This is a genomic window from Aureimonas psammosilenae (assembly GCF_009176975.1).
In the GTDB taxonomy this organism is placed as follows: Bacteria; Pseudomonadota; Alphaproteobacteria; order Rhizobiales; family Rhizobiaceae; genus Plantimonas; species Plantimonas psammosilenae.
Map to the genome: position 1 here is coordinate 746,088 of NZ_WEZG01000001.1, position 20,892 is coordinate 766,979.

At 67.0% G+C, this 20,892-nt stretch carries 19 protein-coding genes and 1 tRNA gene; 12 read left to right on the forward strand and 8 right to left on the reverse strand.

The window, feature by feature from the left end; genetic code table 11:
- Positions 1–170 precede the first annotated feature (170 nt).
- Positions 171–1,463, forward strand: a complete 1,293-nt coding sequence (locus F9929_RS03610) for an adenylosuccinate synthase (protein WP_152045138.1) — start codon at positions 171–173, stop codon at positions 1,461–1,463.
- Between the two features lie 210 nt (positions 1,464–1,673).
- Positions 1,674–3,173 carry a hypothetical protein gene (locus F9929_RS03615; protein ID WP_152045139.1) on the forward strand — a complete coding sequence of 500 codons (1,500 nt, stop codon included), beginning with the start codon at positions 1,674–1,676 and terminating at the stop codon, positions 3,171–3,173.
- A gap of 75 nt (positions 3,174–3,248) precedes the next feature.
- Here F9929_RS03615 and rpoH read toward each other — a convergent pair whose 3' ends face one another.
- Together rpoH and F9929_RS03625 are read right to left on the reverse strand one after the other, a co-directional pair.
- Positions 3,249–4,151 carry an RNA polymerase sigma factor RpoH gene (gene rpoH, locus F9929_RS03620; RefSeq protein ID WP_152045140.1) on the reverse strand — a complete coding sequence of 301 codons (903 nt, stop codon included), beginning with the start codon at positions 4,149–4,151 and terminating at the stop codon, positions 3,249–3,251.
- Positions 4,152–4,379: 228 nt separating this feature from the next.
- On the reverse strand, positions 4,380–5,405 hold the full coding sequence (locus tag F9929_RS03625; protein WP_152045141.1) for an RluA family pseudouridine synthase: 1,026 nt from the start codon (positions 5,403–5,405) through the stop codon (positions 4,380–4,382).
- 28 nt (positions 5,406–5,433) lie between these two features.
- Here F9929_RS03625 and F9929_RS03630 point away from each other — a divergent pair, with 28 nt between their 5' ends.
- Both F9929_RS03630 and F9929_RS03635 read left to right on the forward strand, forming a co-directional pair.
- Positions 5,434–5,781: a fimbrial protein gene (locus F9929_RS03630; RefSeq protein ID WP_152045142.1), complete on the forward strand. Its 348-nt coding sequence runs from the start codon at positions 5,434–5,436 to the stop codon at positions 5,779–5,781.
- Between the two features lie 66 nt (positions 5,782–5,847).
- Positions 5,848–5,922 (forward strand) — tRNA-Glu (locus F9929_RS03635).
- A 183-nt stretch (positions 5,923–6,105) separates the two neighbouring features.
- Here F9929_RS03635 and F9929_RS03640 read toward each other — a convergent pair.
- Positions 6,106–7,569: a DUF2252 domain-containing protein gene (locus tag F9929_RS03640; protein ID WP_152045143.1), complete on the reverse strand. Its 1,464-nt coding sequence runs from the start codon at positions 7,567–7,569 to the stop codon at positions 6,106–6,108.
- Positions 7,570–7,826: 257 nt separating this feature from the next.
- Here F9929_RS03640 and F9929_RS03645 point away from each other — a divergent pair, with 257 nt between their 5' ends.
- On the forward strand, positions 7,827–9,563 hold the full coding sequence (locus F9929_RS03645; protein WP_152045144.1) for a cation:proton antiporter domain-containing protein: 1,737 nt from the start codon (positions 7,827–7,829) through the stop codon (positions 9,561–9,563).
- 72 nt (positions 9,564–9,635) lie between these two features.
- The gene (locus tag F9929_RS03650) at positions 9,636–10,133 is read left to right on the forward strand and encodes a CreA family protein (RefSeq protein ID WP_152045145.1); all 498 of its coding nucleotides are present in this window, start codon (positions 9,636–9,638) and stop codon (positions 10,131–10,133) included.
- Between the two features lie 61 nt (positions 10,134–10,194).
- On the opposite strand, the gene F9929_RS03655 is transcribed toward F9929_RS03650, so the two are convergent.
- From F9929_RS03655 to F9929_RS03670, 4 genes are all read right to left on the reverse strand, one after another.
- Entirely contained in the window at positions 10,195–10,767 is a 573-nt protein-coding gene (locus tag F9929_RS03655; RefSeq protein WP_235918977.1) for a DUF4142 domain-containing protein, read from the reverse strand.
- 225 nt (positions 10,768–10,992) lie between these two features.
- Entirely contained in the window at positions 10,993–11,223 is a 231-nt protein-coding gene (locus F9929_RS03660; RefSeq protein WP_152045146.1) for a hypothetical protein, read from the reverse strand.
- 281 nt (positions 11,224–11,504) lie between these two features.
- Positions 11,505–12,209, reverse strand: coding sequence for a polyamine aminopropyltransferase (locus F9929_RS03665; RefSeq protein ID WP_152045147.1), 705 nt, complete (start codon positions 12,207–12,209; stop codon positions 11,505–11,507).
- Between the two features lie 89 nt (positions 12,210–12,298).
- Positions 12,299–14,539, reverse strand: a complete 2,241-nt coding sequence (locus F9929_RS03670) for a TonB-dependent hemoglobin/transferrin/lactoferrin family receptor (protein ID WP_193227593.1) — start codon at positions 14,537–14,539, stop codon at positions 12,299–12,301.
- A gap of 358 nt (positions 14,540–14,897) precedes the next feature.
- Between F9929_RS03670 and F9929_RS03675 the strand changes: the two genes are divergently transcribed.
- The 6 genes from F9929_RS03675 (at position 14,898) to F9929_RS03700 (ending at position 20,361) form a co-directional block, all read left to right on the forward strand.
- Entirely contained in the window at positions 14,898–15,770 is an 873-nt protein-coding gene (locus F9929_RS03675; protein WP_152045149.1) for a heme/hemin ABC transporter substrate-binding protein, read from the forward strand.
- Positions 15,760–16,827, forward strand: coding sequence for a FecCD family ABC transporter permease (locus F9929_RS03680; protein ID WP_235918979.1), 1,068 nt, complete (start codon positions 15,760–15,762; stop codon positions 16,825–16,827). The genes F9929_RS03675 and F9929_RS03680 overlap by 11 nt, the downstream gene beginning before the upstream one ends.
- Positions 16,820–17,623: a heme ABC transporter ATP-binding protein gene (locus F9929_RS03685; protein WP_152045151.1), complete on the forward strand. Its 804-nt coding sequence runs from the start codon at positions 16,820–16,822 to the stop codon at positions 17,621–17,623. Before F9929_RS03680 ends, F9929_RS03685 begins: the two co-directional genes overlap by 8 nt.
- A 105-nt stretch (positions 17,624–17,728) precedes the next feature.
- Positions 17,729–18,121, forward strand: coding sequence for a DUF2946 family protein (locus F9929_RS03690; RefSeq protein ID WP_152045152.1), 393 nt, complete (start codon positions 17,729–17,731; stop codon positions 18,119–18,121).
- 108 nt (positions 18,122–18,229) lie between these two features.
- On the forward strand, positions 18,230–18,709 hold the full coding sequence (locus F9929_RS03695) for a copper chaperone PCu(A)C (RefSeq protein WP_152045153.1): 480 nt from the start codon (positions 18,230–18,232) through the stop codon (positions 18,707–18,709).
- Positions 18,710–18,774: 65 nt separating this feature from the next.
- Positions 18,775–20,361 carry a copper resistance CopC/CopD family protein gene (locus F9929_RS03700; RefSeq protein ID WP_193227594.1) on the forward strand — a complete coding sequence of 529 codons (1,587 nt, stop codon included), beginning with the start codon at positions 18,775–18,777 and terminating at the stop codon, positions 20,359–20,361.
- A 9-nt stretch (positions 20,362–20,370) separates the two neighbouring features.
- Here F9929_RS03700 and F9929_RS03705 read toward each other — a convergent pair whose 3' ends face one another.
- Positions 20,371–20,826: a hypothetical protein gene (locus F9929_RS03705; RefSeq protein ID WP_152045155.1), complete on the reverse strand. Its 456-nt coding sequence runs from the start codon at positions 20,824–20,826 to the stop codon at positions 20,371–20,373.
- Positions 20,827–20,892: the final 66 nt, after the last annotated feature.

Consider the following 20,892-nt stretch of genomic DNA (forward strand, 5'->3'; position numbering starts at 1 on the left):
TGTCTTACTCAATCTTTAGTGGAAACCCGGTCCAGCCCCCTGGTCACGACTTTCCCATGGGTGACCATGCCCTGCGTTCTCCTACCCAATTATGAACGCCGGGCGCTTCCCGTCTGCGGCCTCGGGGGATAAAAGGCTGCGATATCCGCTGACCGGTACTGGAAATTCGCATGGCAAACGTCGTCGTCGTCGGCTCCCAATGGGGTGACGAAGGGAAGGGCAAGATCGTCGACTGGCTGTCCGAGCGCGCCGACGTGGTGGTGCGCTTCCAGGGCGGCCACAATGCCGGGCATACGCTGGTAGTGGACGGCGTGTCCTACAAGCTCTCGCTTCTGCCCTCCGGCGTGGTGCGCCCCGGCAAGCTGTCGGTGATCGGCAACGGCGTCGTCTTCGATCCGCACGCCTTCGTCGCCGAGCGCGACCGGCTGAAGGGGCAGGGCGTCGCCATCACGCCCGAAAACTTACGCATCGCCGACAATGCGGCGCTGATTCTGTCCGTCCATCGCGAGCTCGACGCTTTCCGCGAAAGCTCCAACACGGGCACGCGAATCGGCACCACCCGGCGCGGCATCGGTCCGGCCTACGAGGACAAGGTCGGCCGCCGGGCGATTCGCGTCATGGATCTGGCCGACCCGGATGTGCTGCCGGAGCGCGTCGAGCGGCTTCTGGCCCATCACAACCCGCTGCGCCGCGGGCTCGGCGTCGAGGAGGTCTCGGCCGAGACGATCCTCGCCGAGCTCCAGGCGGTGGCGGCCGAGATCGTGCCGCATATCGACCGCGTCTGGCAGCTTCTCGACAAGCATCGCCGCGCCGGCGACCGCATCCTCTTCGAGGGCGCGCAGGGCACGCTGCTCGACATCGATCACGGCACCTATCCCTTCGTGACCTCGTCCAACACCGTTGCGGGGCAGGCGGCGGCGGGCTCTGGCCTCGGGCCCTCGGCGGTCGGCTTCGTGCTCGGCATCACCAAGGCCTACACGACGCGCGTCGGCGAAGGGCCGTTCCCGACAGAACAGCAGAACGAGGTCGGCGAGTTTCTCGGCACCAAAGGTCACGAATTCGGCACCGTGACGGGCCGCAAGCGCCGCTGCGGCTGGTTCGATGCCGTTCTGGTGCGCCAGGCCGTCGCGGTGAACGGCTTGACCGGCCTCGCCCTCACCAAGCTCGACGTGCTGGACGGTCTCGACGAGATCAAGATCGCCGTCGGCTATCGCCTCGACGGGGCGGAGATCGACTATCTGCCGGCGACGCTCGGCGCGCAGCAGCGGTTGGAGCCGATCTACGAGACCTTCGAGGGCTGGAAGGACACCACCGCCGGCGCACGGAGCTGGGGCGCCCTGCCGGCCCAGGCGGTGAAATATGTCCGCCGCATCGAGGAACTGGTGAACTGCCCGGTGACGCTCCTTTCCACCTCGCCGGAGCGCCAGGACACGATCCTCGTGCGCGATCCCTTCGAGGACTGATCCGCTTATCGCGCTCCGGCCGCTTCGCCCGGAGCGCGTCCATCCGCGCTTCCGGTCGGACGCGGAATGGTTTATGCGAAACAACGATAAATTTGACGGACTGCATCCGGCCGATGGTCCGCGCGGCGGAGGCGGCGCCGGTCGGCCGGGCAGGATGATCCCCGTGGCGCGGCCCTGCCGTGCCGCGCAGGCAACGGATGGCATCGATCAATGGCGGATTTGGGCGCAGTTCTGCGCAAGACGATCGACGGGCTGCCCAACGCGACGCCCGAGCTTCGCGCCAAGGTCTACGAGAAGGCGCGCGCCGCCATTCTCCGCCAGATCGAGAACGCCAATCCCCCGCTCGCCGACGAAGTCGTGGAACGGCGCACCGCCGCACTTGAAGACGCGATCGAGTCCACCGAAGCGCATTATGCCGGCGTCGAGGCTTTGGAAGCCGAACCCTTCGCGTTCGACGAGCCGGCCGCGCCGCCTTTGCCCGAGCCCCCCGTCGAGCCGATCACGCCGGCCGCCCCGATTCCGCGCCTGCCGCGCGTCGAGGACGATTTCACGACGCCCCCCGTCGCCGAGCGGCGTTTCGAGCGCTCAACCGAGCGCCGCGAGCCGGCCCTCGGCCTGCCGGCCGATGCGCCCCGAACCACCGAGCCGGACAGCGGCTTCGATATCCCGGATGCCGATACGAGCGCCCCGCGCTACGCGGCGTCCAAGCCCCCGCGCGCCAAGCGCAGCCGCGCGCCGCTTTATGCCGGCGTCGCCGGCGTCGCGCTTCTGGCCCTCGGGATCGGCGGATATCTTTACAGCGATCGCATCCCTGGGTTCGGCACCATGGATGTCGCGAGCGATAATCAGACGCCGGCTGCGACCGGAACCGAGAATGCGGCCTTGCCCTCGACCGGCGCGGAAGGCGAGAACAATGCGGGCACGCCGGACCCGTCGGCTTCCGCCGCCAGCGGCCGGCGCTTCACGCAGCGCCTTCTGCCGGACGGAACCGAAGTCAACGACGGCCCCGGCGCGGCCAACAGCAATGCCTTCGACGAGGGCACGAACATCGCCGCCGCGACGCCCGAAGCCGACGCGACCCCGGCAACACCTGCAGCCCCGGCCGCGACCCCGCCGACGGCTTCCACGCCGCCTGCTTCCGCCCCGCCGAGCGGCGCGCCGGCCGTCGCGCAGCGCGCCATGTTCTACGAAGAGCGCACCGATACGCAGCAAAGCACGCAGCGCATCGGCAACGTGGTTTGGAGCGTGGTCAGCGAGCCGCCGGCCGACGATCAGCCGCCGGAGCCGGCCATTCGCGGCGTCGCCGACGTGCCGGACGAGAACTTCAAGCTGACTCTGACGATCCGGCGCAATCTCGACCAGACCCTGCCGGCGAGCCATGTGATCGAGCTTCAGTTCGACGTGCCGCCGGGCTTTTCCGGCGGGCAGGTCGCCAATGTCCAGCGGCTGGCGATGAAGCCGACGGAGGAAGCGCGCGGCGAACCATTGATCGGCGTCGCGGGCAAAATCTCGGACGGCTTCTTCATCATCGCCCTCAACAATCTCGACAAGGCGACGGAAACCAACCTTTCGCTGCTCGGCAAGGAGCAGTGGATCGACATCCCGCTCGCCTATGCCACGGGCCGCCGCGCTCTGATGTCGATCGAAAAGGGCGTGCCGGGCGAGCGGGTCTTCAAGCAGGCGATGGACGCCTGGGCCGCCAAGACCTGACCCGATTTTCTGATCGGATACGAAAAAGCCCCGCTTCCGGCGGGGCTTTTGATTGTCGGGGCCTTACCGTGTCCGTCAGGCAGCGACCGGGCGCAAGGCCCGCCGCGCCGCCTCGGCGGTGTCGCGCACTGCCTTCTGCACCTTCTCGAAGGCGCGCACCTCGATCTGGCGCACGCGCTCGCGGCTGATGTCGAACTCACCCGACAGAGCTTCCAGCGTCAGCGGCTCCTCGGACAAGCGCCGCGCCTCGAAGATGCGGCGCTCGCGGTCGTTCAGGACGTCCAGCGCGCCGTGCAGCATGCCGCGACGCTGATCCATCTCGTCCTGCTCGACCAGCATGGCTTCCTGGTTGTCCGACTGGTCCACCAGCCAATCCTGCCATTCGCCCGATTCGCCTTCCGTCGCGCGGATCGGCGCGTTGAGGGACGCGTCGCCGGACAAGCGGCGGTTCATGGACACGACTTCCTCTTCGGACACGCCGAGCGAGGTCGCGATCTGGTTCACCTGTTCGGGGCGAAGGTCCCCTTCGTCCAGGGCCTGGATACGGCTCTTCATCTTGCGCAAGTTGAAGAACAAGCGCTTCTGGTTCGCCGTGGTGCCCATCTTCACGAGGCTCCACGAGCGCAGGATATATTCCTGGATCGCCGCCTTGATCCACCACATCGCGTAGGTGGCGAGGCGGAAGCCGCGATCGGCGTCGAAGCGCTTCACCGCCTGCATCAGGCCGACATTGCCTTCCGACACGACCTCGCCGATCGGCAGGCCGTAGCCGCGATAGCCCATGGCGATCTTGGCAACGAGACGCAGATGGCTCGTGACCAGCCGGGAAGCCGCGTCGCGGTCCTCGTGCTCGGCATAGCGCTTGGCCAGCATGTATTCTTCCTGCGGCTCCAGCATCGGGAACCGGCGGATCTCTTCCAGGTAGCGGCTGAGACCACCTTCACCCGACGCGATGCTCGGCAGATTGGCTCGGGCCATGATGCACCCTCCATGTTCGATATCGGCCGCTCCAATCGAGCCGGCCGCGCGCGGAGATCGCTTTTCACCCACCCCCGCGTAGCTTCAGATGGGGATCGCGCCGTCAAATTTCATCGAAGACGGCCGCCTCATTCTTCGAACGAACCGTTCACCGACTGTCGTCAGAGATGTTAACGATCGAATGCCGATTATGCTGCATCGCGCATGGTGACGCACCTAAACCTTCGTTCATGTGGAAAGGCGAAGTGCCTCCATGATCGCCGCCATATCGGTGGGAACCGGCGTTTCGAAGCGCATCTCTTCGCCCGTCATGGGATGCACGAAGCCGAGGCGATGGGCGTGGAGCGCCTGGCGCGCGAAGGCGCCGACAAGGGAGGAGGCGGGTTCGGGGAGCTTGCGCGCCTTGGTGCGGAGCGACTTCCCATAGAGTTCGTCGCCGACGAGCGGATGGCCGATATGGGCCATATGCACCCGGATCTGGTGCGTGCGCCCGGTTTCCAGGATGCAGCGCACGAGCGACACCTCGCCGCTCGCGTCCTTCCCCAGAACCTCGAACTGCGTGACGGCGTGGCGGGCGTCGGCGCGCGTTTCGGGCACGACCTGCCGCTTCAGGCGGTCCGCGGTGGATCGGCCGAGCGCCGCGTCGATGCGCCCCTTCGGCCGTGTCGGCACGCCCCAGACGAGGGCGAGATACGCGCGTTCCATCCGCCCGTCGCGGCCATGGGCGGCGAACTGCTCCGACAGGGACCGGTGCGCGAGATCGGTCTTGGCTACCACCATCACGCCGCTCGTATCCTTGTCGAGCCGGTGGACGATGCCCGGCCGCTTCACGCCGCCGATGCCCGACAGGCTGTCGCCGCAATGGTGCAGAAGCGCGTTGACGAGCGTGCCGGTCCAGTTGCCGGCGCCCGGATGGACGACGAGCCCGGCCGGCTTGTCGAGAACCACGAGCGAATCGTCCTCGAAGAGGATGTCGAGCGGAATATCCTCGGGGAATGGATCGGGCTCGGCGGCTTCCGGCACGGCGATCTCCACGACCTCGCCGGCCACCATGCGGCGCTTGGCGCTTGCCGTTGGCTTGCCGTCCACGCTGACCCCGCCGGCCTCGATCACCCCTTGCACGCGCGATCGCGACAGCGCCCCATCCAGCCGGGAAGCGAGGAATTGATCGAGCCGTGTGCCGCCGGCCTCCTCCGTCACGGTGAAGCGGCTTGCTTCGCCGGAGGGGCCGAGGCTAGGAGCTTGATCGGGCATGTCGCCCTCGACTGGATGGGATGATGCCATGGCGAATGCGGAGCTCGGCGACGAGGCGGACAAGCCGCTGGACCCGGCGACGGAGCGCCTGCGCCGCAAGATGGTCCGGCTGCTCGTGATTTCGATCGGGGTGACCTTTGCGGCGGTTATGGCCGTGCTGGCGGCTGTTGTCTACAAGATCACGACGGATCGCTCGGGCGGTGACCCGACCCGCGTTCTGCCGATCGAGATTCCGGCCGGCTCCCTCGTTGAGGACATGGCGACCGGGGACGGGGAGATGCTGCTCCGCCTTCGCGAGAACGAGGTGGAGCGCATCCTTCGCATCGATCTGTCCACGGGCCGGGTGCTGTCGCGCTACGAGCTGAAACGGCCCTGACGCGAGGCCCAACAAGGCGCTTGCGCTCCGCCATGACCCCGGCTATATGACCCACACACTGGCAACGCGCCCATCGTCTAGCGGTTAGGACGGCGCCCTCTCACGGCGCAAACAGGGGTTCGATTCCCCTTGGGCGTACCAGTTTCTCCTCACATGATGACGGCAGTCAGTTCGATTGGGTTTCCTGATTCCGGGAGCCGGAAGTCGGTCGGTGCTGTCCCGTTTACCAGTGGCGTTCCCTGATCCGCGGGCCAAAGGCCCCGTCGTGAAACGGGGCGGGGGTTCCCTGCGATAGGCCTTGGTTTCCCGAACTGAACCCTTCGATCAAAGACAGGGGTCCGCTGCGGCGGTGAGGCGGCCTTCCTCGATCGCCTCGACCAGGCGGGAGTGGTCCGCCTCGTTCTGATCGGCGTAGCTTTCGGCCCAGTCCGTCAGGGCGTTGGCGAAGGTGGTGTTGTGGTTGCCGCCGCAATAGCCGGAAATGGCGGCGGCGTCGCCGGTGCGCGCATGGGCGCGGGCCAGAAGCGCGCCATAGGCGTAGGCGAAGAACTGGAGCGGGCGTCCGCTCATGCAGCTTGCCGGGATGTCGCCCTTCATGTTCTTCATCTGCCGGACATAGAACGGTCGCCCCGCGATCGACGTCCAGCCGAGCAACGGGTCGCCGACTGCCTGGAGAAGGCGTTGGCCGTAGATGACGCGCTCGCCCTCATGGTCGTTGTAGGGCGCCGGCATGCCGGGAACGTAAGGGGCGAGCGCCGGCGTCACCGCTTCCTTGACCTGCAGGAAGAGGACGTCGAGATCGGAATTGCCGCATAGCATCGCGACATAGGCCCGCGTGCCGACGCTGCCGACGCCGACCACGCGGTGCGCGACATCCACGACATGGTAGCGGTTCAGCATGAAGCGGCGCTCGCGCGGCAGGGTGTCGGCATAGTGCTCGAGCCCTGTCGTGACAGCTTGGCGCGTTTCCTCGTCGACGCGGGTGAGGATCGGCGCGTCCTGCCTGAAGCGCCAACCGCCGTTCACCTGCCGCTCCACGATCTGGTCGAGGAGGCTGCGATTGTTGCGGCGGCGGGCTTTCTGGACGGCCTTTTCGATGATCGCCCGCGACGCCTCGTCCATCGACACGCCGGCGAAGTTCAGGTCGGTCGCGAGCGCCATGCGCCCCCACACCTCGATGGAGCCGAGAGGGGCCAGGTCCGCCACCGTTTGCCGGTATCCGGTCACCGCCGCCTCTACCGCCGCCCGGCGCTCGCCGCGATGCGCTTTCGACGCCCGCGCCGCCACGACGATGCTGGCGACGAGGCGTTTCAGGTCCCATTCCCAGGGGCCGATCGTCACTTCGTCGAAATCGTTGAGGTCGAGAACCATATCGCCCTGCGGCGTGCCGAACAGGCCGAAATTCGCGATATGGGCGTCGCCGTCGAGAACCACGTCGATGCCGGTATTGGGCATCTGTGCCAGATCCCAGGCCATGACATGGGCCGTGCCGCGCAGAAACGCGAAGGGCGAACTCGCCATCCGCGCGACCCGCAGCGGAACGAGGTCCGCCTGCCGCCCCTTATGGGCGCGCTCGATCAGCCGAACGGGATCGGGCCGTTTGCGTATCGGTTCGCTTGGGCCATGGGCGCTGTGCGGCACCGCCTCGCGCAGCACCTTGCCGGCGGCTCGGCGCTTTTCCCAAGGCTCGCCGGGCGTTCGAAGATCGATATGGGGAAAGTCCGCCAAGGGCTCCAGCACGAGCGCTTCGGCGGCTTCGACGTCGTCACTCAGGTCGTCCAATGCCATGTCCTTCTCGGCGGCCAAGGGAAACCCGCGCCGCCAGCGGCGATCGTATCTATGGAGGTTTGCGAATTGGATAGGCGGGCCGAGCCATTTTGCCTCACGGACCGGCCTCGGAGGGCGGCCGCGCCTGCGGTCAGACCGAGAATGATCGGCCTCAGTGGGAAAGCCTTTCGCGCGTTGAAGAAGCCGCGCCGAAACCGTTGCCCTCAGCCCGTCGCAGGCTATGCTCGCGCCGTGTCGGGCAGTCGGGGAACGGGTTTTTGCACGAAACGCAACTGATCGCCACGATCGCCATCGGCTTCGCGCTCGCCATCGTATTCGGCTATATCGCGAGCCGCCTGCGCCTGCCGCCGCTTGTCGGCTATCTTATCGCCGGCGTCTTCGCCGGGCCCTTCACGCCGGGCCTGCAGGCCGATTCGGCGATGGCCGGACAGCTCGCGGAAATCGGCGTCATCCTTCTGATGTTCGGCGTCGGGCTTCACTTCTCGATCCCCGACCTCATGGCGGTGCGGCGCATCGCCGTTCCGGGCGCGCTGGCGCAGATCGCGCTGGCGACGCTTCTCGGCATGGCGCTGGCCTGGTTCTTCGGGTGGGGCGTGGGCGCGGGCGTGGTGTTCGGCCTCGCCTTGTCGGTCGCGTCCACCGTGGTGCTTCTGAAAGCGCTGGAGGAAAGCAACCGGCTCGATACGCCGGCGGGGCGCGTCGCGGTGGGCTGGCTGATCGTCGAGGATCTCGCGATGGTGCTGGCGCTCGTGCTTCTGCCGGCCATCGCCGAACCGCTCGGCGGCCACGCGATCGCGGCCGGCGCCGCCCATGGTGCAGGCGGCGAGGGCGGGCCGTTCGCCCTGCAACTCGCAGTGACGCTCGGCAAGGTGGCGGCTTTCGTCGCGCTGGCGATCCTGATCGGGCCGCGGCTTCTGCCCTGGATCTTGGGCGAAGTGGCGCGCACCGGATCGCGCGAGCTCTTCACCCTGTCGGTGCTGGCGATCGCCGTCGGCATCGCGGTCGGCTCGGCCGAACTCTTCGGCGTGTCCTTCGCGCTCGGCGCCTTTTTCGCGGGCGTGGTTCTGTCCGAATCGCATTTCGGCCATCGCGCGGCGGCGGAATCGCTGCCGTTGCAGGACGCCTTTTCCGTTCTGTTCTTCGTGTCGGTCGGCATGTTGTTCGACCCGAGCATCATCGCTCGAGAACCGCTCGCCGTCGCCGCGACGCTGCTCGTGGTGATCCTCGGCAAGGCGTTGATCTCGCTCGGCATCGTTTTGGCGCTGCGCTACCCGCTCGTCATGGGGCTGAGGATCGCCGCCAGCCTGTCGCAGATCGGCGAGTTCTCCTTCATCCTCGTCGGCCTCGGGCTCAGCCTCGGTCTTCTGCCGAGCGAAGGACGCGATCTGGTTCTGGCCGCGGCGCTTCTGTCGATCACCTTCAACAAGAGCGCGACGGTCATCGCCGACCGGCTGGAAGCCCGGTTTGGGAGTGCAGGCTTATCCGCCTTCGGTCGCGCTCAGTTCGCGCGCCTGGAAGCCGATCTCGAAGCCGGCCGGCAGCGCGCTGAAGCGCGGCGCGAACAGCGCACGCTGAGGATCGATGCGCTGCTCGCGACCTTTCCGCTTCTGGCCGGCGTGCCGGCGAAAGACCGGGACGCGCTGCTTCTCTTGTTTCAACCGCGCACCGCCGCGCCCGGCACGCGCATCATCCGGCGCGGCGACCGGCCCGACGGAATGTATTTCCTGTCGGAAGGCCGGGTGGAGGTGGAAACGCAGGGCGGCAGCGTCGATCTGCGGGCCGGCGCGATCTTCGGCGAGATGGCGCTCCTCGACAACACGCGGCGCAGCGCCGATGTCACGGCCGTCGACTATTGCCAGCTTCTGGTGCTGGAACGGCGCGACTTCGATCTCTTCATGAGCCGCCAGCCGAGCGTCGCGGCCGCCATTCGCCAGACCGCCGAGGAACGCCAGTCGATGAATCGCGGGGCGGTTCCGCAAGCGCAGGCGACATGACGACCCTATATTCCATCCATCCGACCGTTTCGGATCGTGGATGTGAATGTCGAGCGGAAGTTTGAAGGCATGATGCGTGAAGGGTTTTGGGTTGCGGCCCTGGCGGCGACCGTTCTTTCCGGGGCCGCTTCGGCCCGCGATGTCGGCGAGGTCTCGACGGGCTTCAAGCTCCTCGGCCCGAACCACAAGATCGTCATCACGGCCTTCGAGGACCCGAAGATCGCCGGCGTCAGTTGCTATGTCGCGCGGCCGCGCACCGGGGGCCTCAGGGGCGCCGTCGGCATCGCCGAAGACCCGTCGATCGCCAGCGTGTCCTGCGTCCAGACGGGGCCGATCTCCTTTAACGAGCCGATCAGCGACGGCGAAAGCGGGGAGGGCGTCTTCGACGAGCGCCGCTCGCTGATCTTCAAGTCGCTGGAGATCGACCGCATCTTCGACAAGACGAATGGCAGCCTCGTTTATGTCGCGCGCACCACCCGCATCATCGACGGCTCGCCGGCGACCTCGCTGTCGGTGGTCGCGCCGATCACCTGGAACGGCACGGCCCCGAGCGAACCCAAACTCCGCTGAGGGCAAGGGCATCCGGGCCGGAAGGGAAAGACATGCCCCTTCCGGTTTTCGAGCGAAAAGCTCAGCCGAGTTCGGTCTTGAGATCGGCGAGGAGCTTCAGGTGCTCCTTGATCTGGCCGCGCGCGAGTTTCGTGACGTTCAGGTGCTCGCGGTTCTTGCCGACCTTCAGATACTCCTCCTGAATGTCGAGAAGCTTCTGGTGGCCTTCGGTCTGGGCAATCACGTACATCTTCGAGAATTCCTTGCCAGAAAGGGCCTGGAGCTTCTCCACCATCTGCTTGCCTTCGGCGTCGAGCATGCCCATCACCTCGGCGTCGCTCGGTTTGGCGACGGTGCCCTTGGCGGCGCTCTCGTCCATCTTCATGGACTTCAGGACGTCGGCGATGGTTTCCTGTTCGGCGACCTCGAACATCGCGAACTGCGCCACCATGGGGCCGGTGTCCTTCTTCTCGGCGATGCGGCTGGTGGCAAGCGACAGAGCGCCGACCTTCATGGTCTCCATCGCGTGCTTGGTTTCGGCCTCGCCCATCTTTTCGGGATCGGTTGTCTTCGTGGTTTCCTGCGCGAAAACGGCTGGGGCGACGAGAAGCGCCGACATGGCGACGGCGGTGGAAAGGATTTGGCGGCGGTGCATGGAAGCCTCCCGAAGCGGAACCGGAATGGTTCATCAAGGAAGCCGGAGAAAGGGCGAGGCTCAGGGTCGTCCATCGCCCGCCGGGCGGTGAATGCGTAGCTGACTTCCGCAATGCCGACAGGCGAAGGATTCCTTGGCCTGCCGCGACAATCTGCGCCGGTCGACCGGCGGCGCGTCCACGCCCGAACATCGCCGCGACGGTTTCATTGTCCGACGGCTTTGCCTCTATTTGCCGAGTTCGTGCCGCGCGCCCTTCAGCATCTTGCGGGCGATCTCGCGCACGGCATCGTCGTCCTTCGTCTCGTCCTTGGCCGGATCACCGAGATGGTCGAGACTCCCCTCGATATGGTCGAGAAGACCGGGATGCTGCTTCTCGACATATTCGATCAGCTTGAACAGGATATGCTCGGACGCGATCTCGCGGCGGCGTGCCTGAACGGCGGTGTCGTCTGTCATGGGGTTCTCCGAAATAGCGAACCCGGCTAACGTGGAGCGATGCGCCCGGTGTCATAGGGGCAGTGCGACACAATCGCGGTCGCCCTCGACCGCTGAAAGCCGGGCGATGCCTTTCGTTGAGAGCCTGTTTGAAAATTCACCGGCGGAGAGCCGGCGAGGGATTTTTCGTTCCCGTGAGGCGCCAAACGCAGTCGATGCCGGCGGCATCGGCGAGGATTGGCAACGAAATGGGGGAGGAAAAGACCCGCCGGACCGACCCGGCGGAGTTTCCAAACGGGCTCTTAGCCGCGTTGTTTGGCCGAAGCGCTCTCTTTGCCGGCGCTCGCCAGCCATATGACGTGGCGGGCGCCGCCGCGTTTGCCGTTGGCGCGAACCTTGACGGCTTCCGCGGCAAAACCGGCTTGCCCGAGCCGGGCGGTGAAGCGTGGGTCCTGTCCCGCCGACCAGACGGCCAGCACGCCTCCCGGTCGCAGCGCTCGGGCCGCCGCGCGAAGTCCGGCCAAGCCGTAGAGCCCGTCGTTCGCCGCGCTCGTCAGCCCGTCCGGCCCGTTGTCGACATCGAGAAGGATCGCGTCGAACGTCGCCCGCGCAGCCGTGATCGCGCCGGCGACGTCGCCTTCGTGGATCGCGACGCGCGGGTCTTCGAGGCAGCCGTCGAACACCGGTGCCATCGGCCCTTTGGCCCAGGCCACCACTGCCGGCACGAGTTCGGCGACGGTGACATGCGCGTCGGGTGACAGGGCGGCGAGCGCGGCGCGCAGCGTGAAGCCCATGCCAAGCCCGCCGATCAGGATGCGCGGCTGGCTTCGCCCGGCAATGCGCCCGCAGGCGAGATCGGCCAGCGCTTCCTCCGAGCCGCTGAGGCGGCTGTTCATCAACTCGTTGCCGCCGAGCATGATCGAGAACTCCGTGCCCCGCCGCATCAGGAGGAGTTCGGTGTCGCCGCCGGGAACGGCCGCCTTGTCGAGATGTATCCAGGGAAGCATGGTGGGTGCTCGTGGGCCGAGGGTGGCCGGAAGGCAGACATGCAGCGGGGAGCGCCGTTTGTCACCCCGCCCATGGCCAAGCCCATGCTTCAGAACTGGACGGTCATGTTCACTTTGAAGGAGCGGCCGGGCTCGGAATAATAAAGGCGCGGCTGGGTGCGCGAGGGATCGTCCGGCACGTTGACCGCGTCGTAATAGGTCTTGTCGAATATGTTGAAGACGCCGCCTGCAAGCTTCAGGTTCGGCAGGCGCTCCGGCGACACCCAGGCCGTGAAGTCCACCACGCCGTAGCTCGGGGCATTGAAGCCGTCATCCACCTTGTCGCGCCGGTCCGCGAGCTTGGTGGACACCTCGCCGCCCCAGGTGGTGCGATCGTAGCCGAGCGCCAGGATCGCCGTCAGCGGCGGGATCGAGTCGAGATAAACGTCGTCGGTGAGGTTCTCGCCTTCCTGGTAGGCGACGGACGCCCGCGCCCGCCAATGGTCCAGGAAGCGGGCATGGCCGGAAAGCTCGACGCCCGAGATGCGTGCGTTCGGGATGTTGCGATAGCTCGTGATGCCGCCTTGCGGGTAGTTGCCGCCGGGCGGGGCGACGAGAACTGTGTCGATGAAGTTGTCGTAATGCGTGGTGAAGAGATTCACCTGCGCGCCGAGGTCCTTGTCGCCGTAGCGAAGGCCGACGTCGAAGCCGCTGCTTGTTTCCGGGTCGAGGTCCGGGTTGCCGGTCCGCAGATATGTGCCGACCGCGCCGAAGCGGCCGAACAACTCGCCGGCGGTGGGTGCGCGGAAACCTTGCGTATACTGGCCATAGGCGGTGAGGCTTGGAATGATGTCGTATTCCACCAGCACCTTCGGCGACAGGGCGACGTCGTTCGAGCCGTCGGGAACGGTGCCGTTGAAGGCCGCGCTGTCGCGATATTCGTCGGTGAGCTTGGGCTCGTGCTCGTACCAGTCGAAGCGCAGGCCCGGCGTGACGCGCAGCCGGTTGTCGAGGAAGCGCGTCTCGTTTTCGGCGTAGAAGCCGACGACCCGGCTGTCGACCTGCGGCGTGTCGGCCTGGTTGGTGTGGAGGTTGGTGCAGGCCCTGATATCGGAGGGCCGCGTCGCCGTCGCGCAGCCGTCCGCGCCGGCGGAATATTGCGTGGTCTTCGTGCCGTAGACCTCGCCGCCGAAGGTGAAGCGGTTACCGACGCCGCCGAGTTGCCAGTCGCGCGCGGCATAGCCGGTGAAGCCGATGCTTTCCTCATCGTAGGAATTGTCGCGCGAGAAGGGGCCGATCACGGAGGTAGAGCGGAAGGCATCGACCGTCGTGTGGCGCTCCACGTCTTGGTAGTAAAGGACGGCGGAGGCGTCGTCGAACCAGCCCGAGCCCGGCTCCGGCGCATCGAGATCGTAGGTCAGCGCCACCTTGCGGCGCTTCAGGTCTTCGCCGCTGAAATGGTTGTCGCGCCGATAGTTGCCTGTCGCGGTCTGCAGCGTGCGGGTGTTGATGTCCTCGTTCCGGTCGAAGATTTCGCCGGTGATGCCGAAGCGGTGGCCGCCTTCCACATCCTGGTAAAGCTTGCCGAGAAGATTGTACTGGTCGTAGTCGCGCGGGTTCGGCGCGGTGCGAAGGGTCGAGAGAGCGTCGCCGCCCCCCTGGTTGTCGATGGCGTGACCGTCGCGATAACCGCCTTGCAGGATCAGCGACGTGTCGCCGACGCGCGTTGCCGCCGCGTGGCTGGTGAACCAGGAATCGTCCACCCCGTCATAGCCGTTCTTGGTGAGGTAGCCCACCTTCCTGCCGTCCTTCAGGATGTCGTCGGGATCGAGCGTGCGGATGGCGAGAACGCCGCCGAGCGCGCCGTTGCCGAGCAGCGGATCGGCGCCGCGCGTCAGGTCGAACGCCGATAGCGAGTTGAAGTCGAAGGAATTGACGCCCCCCACCGCGCCGCGCGTCGCGTCCGACAGATAGGGCACGCGCACCCCGTCCACCGTGGTGAGGACGCGCGAGCCGTCGAGGCCGCGAATGTTGACGCTGTTGTTGGTGCGGTTGAAGGAAACCCCTGCTTCCTCCGTGCGCCCGATATCCTGGATGTTGTTGATCTGGCGATTGTCGATCGCCTCGCGCGTCGTCGTCCGGGTGGTCGCGGTGCCGGCCGGTGCCGTCGGATTGCGGACCCTGGCACGCGCGTCTACCGTCACGGTCTCGAGTTCGATCTCCGTTTGAACGCCGTCGCCCGGTTCGTCGTCGGCCGTGCGCGCCGTGGGCGACTGGGCGAGAGCCTGCCCTCCGCCAAGCAACGCCACGACTGCAGCGCCGAACAAGAGGTGCCGAATCCTGTCGGACATGGCGTCAAACCCCCTTTGAAGAATGATTTTCCGAACACGGCGGGCCCGCCCGCCTGCATCAGCGTCCGGCGCCCCTGCCGTCCGCTTTCGCATGGGGGTTCTATTGACGGTCATGATGTAGAGTCAATGTATTATTCAAAGAAATAAGAAACATAACATGGAGTTATTCTAATTAAAGAATTGAAAGACGGCTTCTTTAATTGAAATAGTTCTAAACTAGCGAAGTTTTGTTTCGATCAACCGTTGCCGCGCCAGCAAGGGCGGGATAACGAACGTGTCGAACCCTTGTCGCCGGAACGGGCCACCGCTTGCCCGGTTCTAGGCAGTGCGCCATTCTTCGAAACGGAAACAGAAAGCCATGCGGTCTTTTTCGCTCGCCGTCGCTCTTCTTCTCTCGCCGATGGCGTCCGTTTGGGCAGAGGAAGCCGCCGCGCCCTCCCGCGTCGTCTCCATCGGCGGGGCGGTGACCGAAATCCTCTACGCGCTCGGGCAGGAAAGCCGCGTCGTCGGCGTCGACACCACCAGCCTGTTTCCGCCTGAGGCGCTCGGCCGGAAGCCCAATGTCGGCTACATGCGCGCCCTGTCCGCCGAGGGCGTCCTGTCCTTGTCGCCCGATCTCGTGCTGATGGACGAGGGGGCAGGGCCGAAGGAGGCGGTGGCGCTTCTGGATGCTTCGGGCGTCCGGGTGGAGCATGTGCCGACCGGCCATTCGGTCGCGGAATTGCATGAGAAGGTGGTGAAGGTCGCATCGGTTGTTGGCAATGCTGCAAAGGGCGAGGAGATGGCGAACCGCATCGACGGCGAGTTCGCGAGCCTTGCCGCCAGCCTTGGACAAATCGAACGCAAGCGCCGCGTCCTTTTCATCCTGTCGCTGGTGGATGGCAGGCCGAACGCTGCCGGATCGGACACCGGCGCGGACGCGGTGATCCGACTGGCGGGGGCTGAGAACGTCTTCGGCGACGTGAAGGGCTATAAGACGCTGTCCACGGAAGCGCTCGCTGCCTTGGCACCGGACGTCATCCTCCTCGTGAGCCGCGCCGGCCCGTCCAACGCGCCCGATCCGATGAGCGTGCCGGCGCTCGCCGCGACGCCCGCCGGGCAGTCCGGCGCGGTGATCCGCATGGATGCGGCCTATCTCCTCGGCTTCGGCCCCCGCACGCCGGCCGCCGTGCGTGATCTCGCCGCCAAGCTTTATCCCGAAAAGAACCTCCTGGCCGCCGGTGCCCGCTGACTTCCCGGCAAGCGGCGACCGCAGCGGGCGGGCGCGGCTCGTCACGTTTCTGTTGGGTCTGGCGCTTCTTACCGTGACGGTGCTGGCGCTTGGAACGGGACCCGCCATGCTGTCGCCGGCTAAAGTGGTTTCGGTCCTGTCCGATGGCCCATGGGCAGGCGATGCGCCTTTGGCCGAGCGGATGATCGTCTGGCAGATCCGCCTGCCGCGCGTTCTTCTCGGTCTTCTCGTCGGCGCAGCGCTCGCCAGCGTCGGGGCCATGATGCAGGGTCTTTTCCGCAATCCGCTCGCCGATCCCGGCCTTGTCGGCGTGTCGAGCGGGGCTGCCTTCGCGGCGGTCGCGGCGATCGTTCTGTCGGGCGGCGTTCTGGCACCGGTCGCGAGCGTCCTCGGGATCTATACCTTACCCGTCTTCGCGTTTGCCGGCGGTCTTCTGGCGACGATCGTGATCTACCGCGTCGGCACGCGGGAAGGGCGCTCCTCCATGGCCTTGATGCTGCTCGCCGGCATCGCGCTCGGCGCCTTCGCGAGCGCCGGGACGGGGCTTCTGGTTTATCTCAGCGACGACAACCAGCTTCGCGACCTGACGTTCTGGAGCCTCGGCGGGCTCGGCGGCGCGAGCTGGACGAAGCTCGCGGCGGCGGCGCCCATGATGCTCGCCGCGCTTCTCGCCGCGCCGTTCCTGGCGCGCGGGTTAAACGGCGTCGTTCTCGGCGAAGCGGAAGCGTTCCATCTCGGCATCCGCGTTCAAGTGCTGAAGCGCTGCACCGTCGTCGTGGTGGCGCTCGCCACCGGCGCGGCGGTCGCGGTGTCGGGCGTCATCGGCTTCGTCGGCATCGTGGTGCCGCACTTGCTGCGGCTCGCCATCGGCCCCGATCACCGCTGGCTCCTGCCGGCATCCGCGCTTGGCGGCGGCGTTCTCCTGCTTCTGGCCGACATGGTCGCCCGTTTGATCGTCGCGCCCGCCGAACTTCCCATCGGCATCCTCACCGCCGCGCTCGGCGCGCCGGTCTTTCTTTGGATTCTCCTGCGCTCGCGAGGCCTCGGCAGTGACTGACCGCGCGCCGCTCGTCGAACTTCAGGACGTCTCGGCCGGCTATCGCGGCCGGCGCGTCATCGACGGCGTTTCCCTTTCGCTTCGGGCGGGCGAGTTGACGGTGATCGTCGGGCCGAACGGGGCCGGCAAATCGACGCTTTTGAAGCTGATGACGGGGGAACTCGCGCCCGGCGCGGGCCGTGTGCTTCTCGGCAGGCAGGACATCGCGCATCTGTCGCCGGCCGCGCTGGCGCGCCGCCGGGCGGTTCTGCCGCAAAGCTCGGCGCTCGCCTTTCCCTTCACGGTGGCGGAAGTCGTGCGCCTCGGGCTGGAAGCCGGCGGGCGTCGTCACGATCCGAAAGCGGTGGCGCGCGCGCTGGCCCGCGTCGAGCTCGAAGGCTTCGCCGGCCGCTTCTACAACGAACTGTCGGGTGGCGAGCGCCAGCGTGTCCATCTCGCCCGCGTCCTGTGCCAGATCGGCGAACCGGTGGAAGCGGGCGAGCCGCGCCTCCTGTTCCTGGACGAGCCGGTGTCCTCGCTGGATCTGCGCCACCAGCTCGGTGTTCTCGCCATCGCGCGGGAGTTTGCGGAGAAAGGCGGCTGCGCCGTCGCCATCCTGCACGACCTCAACCTCGCGACTGCTTATGCCGACCGCCTGGTCGTTGTCGCAGGTGGGCGGATCGATGCGGACGGCACGCCGGCAACGGTCGTTCGCGACAACATGCTGCGCTCGGTCTTCGACGTGACGCTACGCGTCGGCGTCGTCCCGCCGGCCGGCGTGCCTTTTGTGCTGCCGCAGTCCGAACGGCGGGGTTGAAGCGCGGTCCCGCCGCATTTCAATTGCGCCGAGCGCCTGCTACAGCCGATCCGACCGGCACCCGTCGCCTTGTCCGACGACTTGTCCTTTCGAAGGTTCCGATACGTGACTGCGACGCGCGCCCTTGGCTCGAAGAGATGGACGGCTGAACTCGCCGTCCTTCTGTTCGCCTTGCAGGGGCTGCTTCTCGCATTCGGCATCGGGGCTGAGGCCGCCCCCGTCGCGCTGGATCGCTTCGGCAACGTTCTTTGCCATTCCGAGGCGCACGATCCGTCACCGGCGGATCACGGCGGCCCGCACGGGGCGGGGAGGCTCGACTGCTGCAAGCTCGGCTGCCCGGCCGGCGCGGATCGATCCGCGGGAATGCCGCCGGAAGGCGTTCCGCTGTTCGTTGCCCCAGCGGTTGCGGAACGGCTCGCCTATCCTTTCGTTCGCATCGACGGGGTCGGGTTCGACTGGCCGGGCGCGTGGGCGCGTGCGCCGCCTCCGTCGGCCTGACGACGAGCCCATCCGTCGCCGGTGGATCGCACCGGCAAATCCAGCTTGAAGGAGGCATCGAGCAAGATGGCTGCGCGCCCGCTCGATCCTTCGCTTGGGAGTCATTCCATGTCCGTTTTCACCCGCGCCGCCGCGGTTTTCGCCCTCAGCCTTCTCGCCTTCTCGCCGTCCGCCTTCGCCCACGAGTTCAAGGCCGGTTCGGTCGAGATCGGCCACCCCTGGAGCCGCGCGACGCCGCCCGGCGCCAAGGTCGGGGCCGGCTACCTGACCTTGAAGAACGAAGGCTCGACGCCCGATCGCCTCGTTTCCGCGACCTCTCCCGCTTCCGCGAAAGTGGAAGTGCATGAGATGGCGGTGAAGGACGGGGTGATGACGATGCGCCCCGTCACCGGCGGCGTCGAAATCCCGCCCGGCCAGACGGTGGCCTTCAAGCCGAGCAGTTTCCACCTGATGCTCACCGATCTGAAGGCTCCGCTGAAGACCGGCGACAAGGTTCCCCTCACGCTGATCTTCGAAAAGGGCGGCGCGGTGGAGGTCTACCTCCAGGTCGAGAAGATGACCGCCGCCGATTCCAAGGACGGCGAGTGAGGGTGCAGTCTCATGGATCAGGCATCCGGCGGCGTATCGCTGCCGGGTGCCAATCGGCGCGGGCCTTGGCAGCAGTCTTGGTCGCCGTGTTGGCGTTGCCGTTCCTGTGTCTCGGCCTTGCGACCGAGGCACGCGCCCATGCGACGCTGGTGTCCGCCGAGCCCGCCGACAACGAGGTGCTGCAAACTGCGCCGACACGCCTGACTTTACGCTTTTCCGAGCCGGTGAAGCTGATGAGCCTTTCGCTCGCCGCGCCGACCGGCGAAACCGTCGCCCTGAAGGGGGCCGAGGTCGACGGGACGGACGTGTCGGTCGCGGTGCCCGCGAACATGGCCGAGGGGACGCACGCGATCCGCTATCGCATCGTCTCGGCCGACAGCCACCCGGTCGGCGGGTCGGTGCTGTTCTCGGTGGGTGCGCCGAGCGGCACGCCGGGGCGCGGCGATGCGCCCGACTGGCCGGTGGCGGCTTTGGTGTTTTCTTCCAAGCTCCTGCTTTACCTCGGCCTGTTTGTCGGGATCGGTGGCCTCGCTTATGGCGCCGCGATCCAGCCCTTCGAGTCTGCCGCACGCCGCGTCGTGCGGGTTTTTCTCGTTCTCGGCCTTGTCGCGGTGCCGGTCGCGCTCGCCGCGCAAGGGCTCGATGCGCTCGGCGCGTCCATCGGCGCCTTTTTCCAGCCGGATAGCTGGGCGGCGGGGGCCGAAACCTCCTTCGGCCGAACTCTCGGCATCGCGGCAGTGTCCTTTCTTCTCGGGCTCGCCGCGGCATTCCTGCCCGGCGGGCGCATCGGCACGGTGCTGGCGGGTCTCTCTTTTCTGGGCGCTGGCCTTTCGCTCGCCGCCTCCGGCCATGCCTCCGCCGCGCCGCCGCAATGGGCGACCCGGCCCGCCGTGTTTCTCCATACCCTCGCCATCGCCTTCTGGGTCGGCAGCCTCCTGCCGCTCGCGCTCGCCATCCAGGGCGGCCGCGAAGAGGGAAGGGCCGCGCTGAAGCGCTTTTCCGCCGCCATTCCCTTCGTTCTCCTGGCCCTCGTCGCGTCCGGGGTGTTGCTCGGCGTCGTGCAGGTGCGCGAGCCGGACGCGCTGTTCGACACGGCCTATGGCTGGGTGCTGGTGGCCAAGCTCGGTCTCGTGTCGCTGCTTCTGCTTCTGGCCGCCGCCAACCGCTGGAGCCTGACGCCGGCCGTGGCGGGTGGGGCGGACCGGACGGTGCGCGAGCGCATGGTGGGCCTCATCGGCATGGAACTGGCGCTGGTGCTTCTGGTCCTCGCCGTCGTGGCCTTCTGGCGCTTTACGCCCCCGCCGCGCGCGCTTCAGGAAGCGGCGCGCCAGCCGGCTGTGGCTTATCTCGTCACCGGTCGGCTGGCGGCGGAAGTGACGCTTCGCCCGGGGCGCGCCGGCCCGGTGGAGGCGAGTGCCGCCTTGTCCACGATCGACTACGTGCCCATCGATCCCAAAGGCGTCACCTTTGTCTTCACCGATCCCGCCGGCCGGGTTCCGCCGGTTCGCCAAGCCGGCGTCAGGTCCGGCAACGGTCTCTGGCAGGCCAACGCGGCCTTGCCGGTGCCCGGCCGTTGGCAAGTCTGGCTGGAGGTCGGCGATAACCGGGTCGAACTCGAGAAGGTGGAAGGCACGATCGACGTGCGGCCCTGACCGGGCCGATCAGATCACGCCCTGGTCGCGGCAGCTTCCGTAGATGTCGATGGGCTTGGCGTTGGCGTCCGCGAGACGGGACGGCGTGAAGCGGAGGCTGCCGAGAGAATCGAACTTGGCAGACCCGTCGAAGAGCTTCATGCCGGTTTCGCGCGTGTCCGGCCGGCGCACGCTGACCAAGCCGCAGATCGCAAGATCACCATCGCGCTTGCGGCGCGCCGAAACCGGACCGAATTCCAATGTGCGCCCATCGGTGAAGGCGGCGGAGAACTGCGACTTGACCGCGGCGAGGTCCTGCGGCGTTAGGCGATAGGGTTCGGTGGAAGTGTCCGTGTTCGCCACGCCGTAGCGGAAGATTTCGAGCTTGGGCAGCGTCATGCCCGACAGGTCGATGCTCGGCACGCGTGGGCCGCACGCGGCCAGCGTCGAAGCGCAAAGGATAAGGGAGGCTGTGCGGCGCTGCATGGCCCCATTTCCATCGTGGTTTGGCCACGAAAGTAAAGAAGCGGGCGTCGCGTTCCGGACAAGATG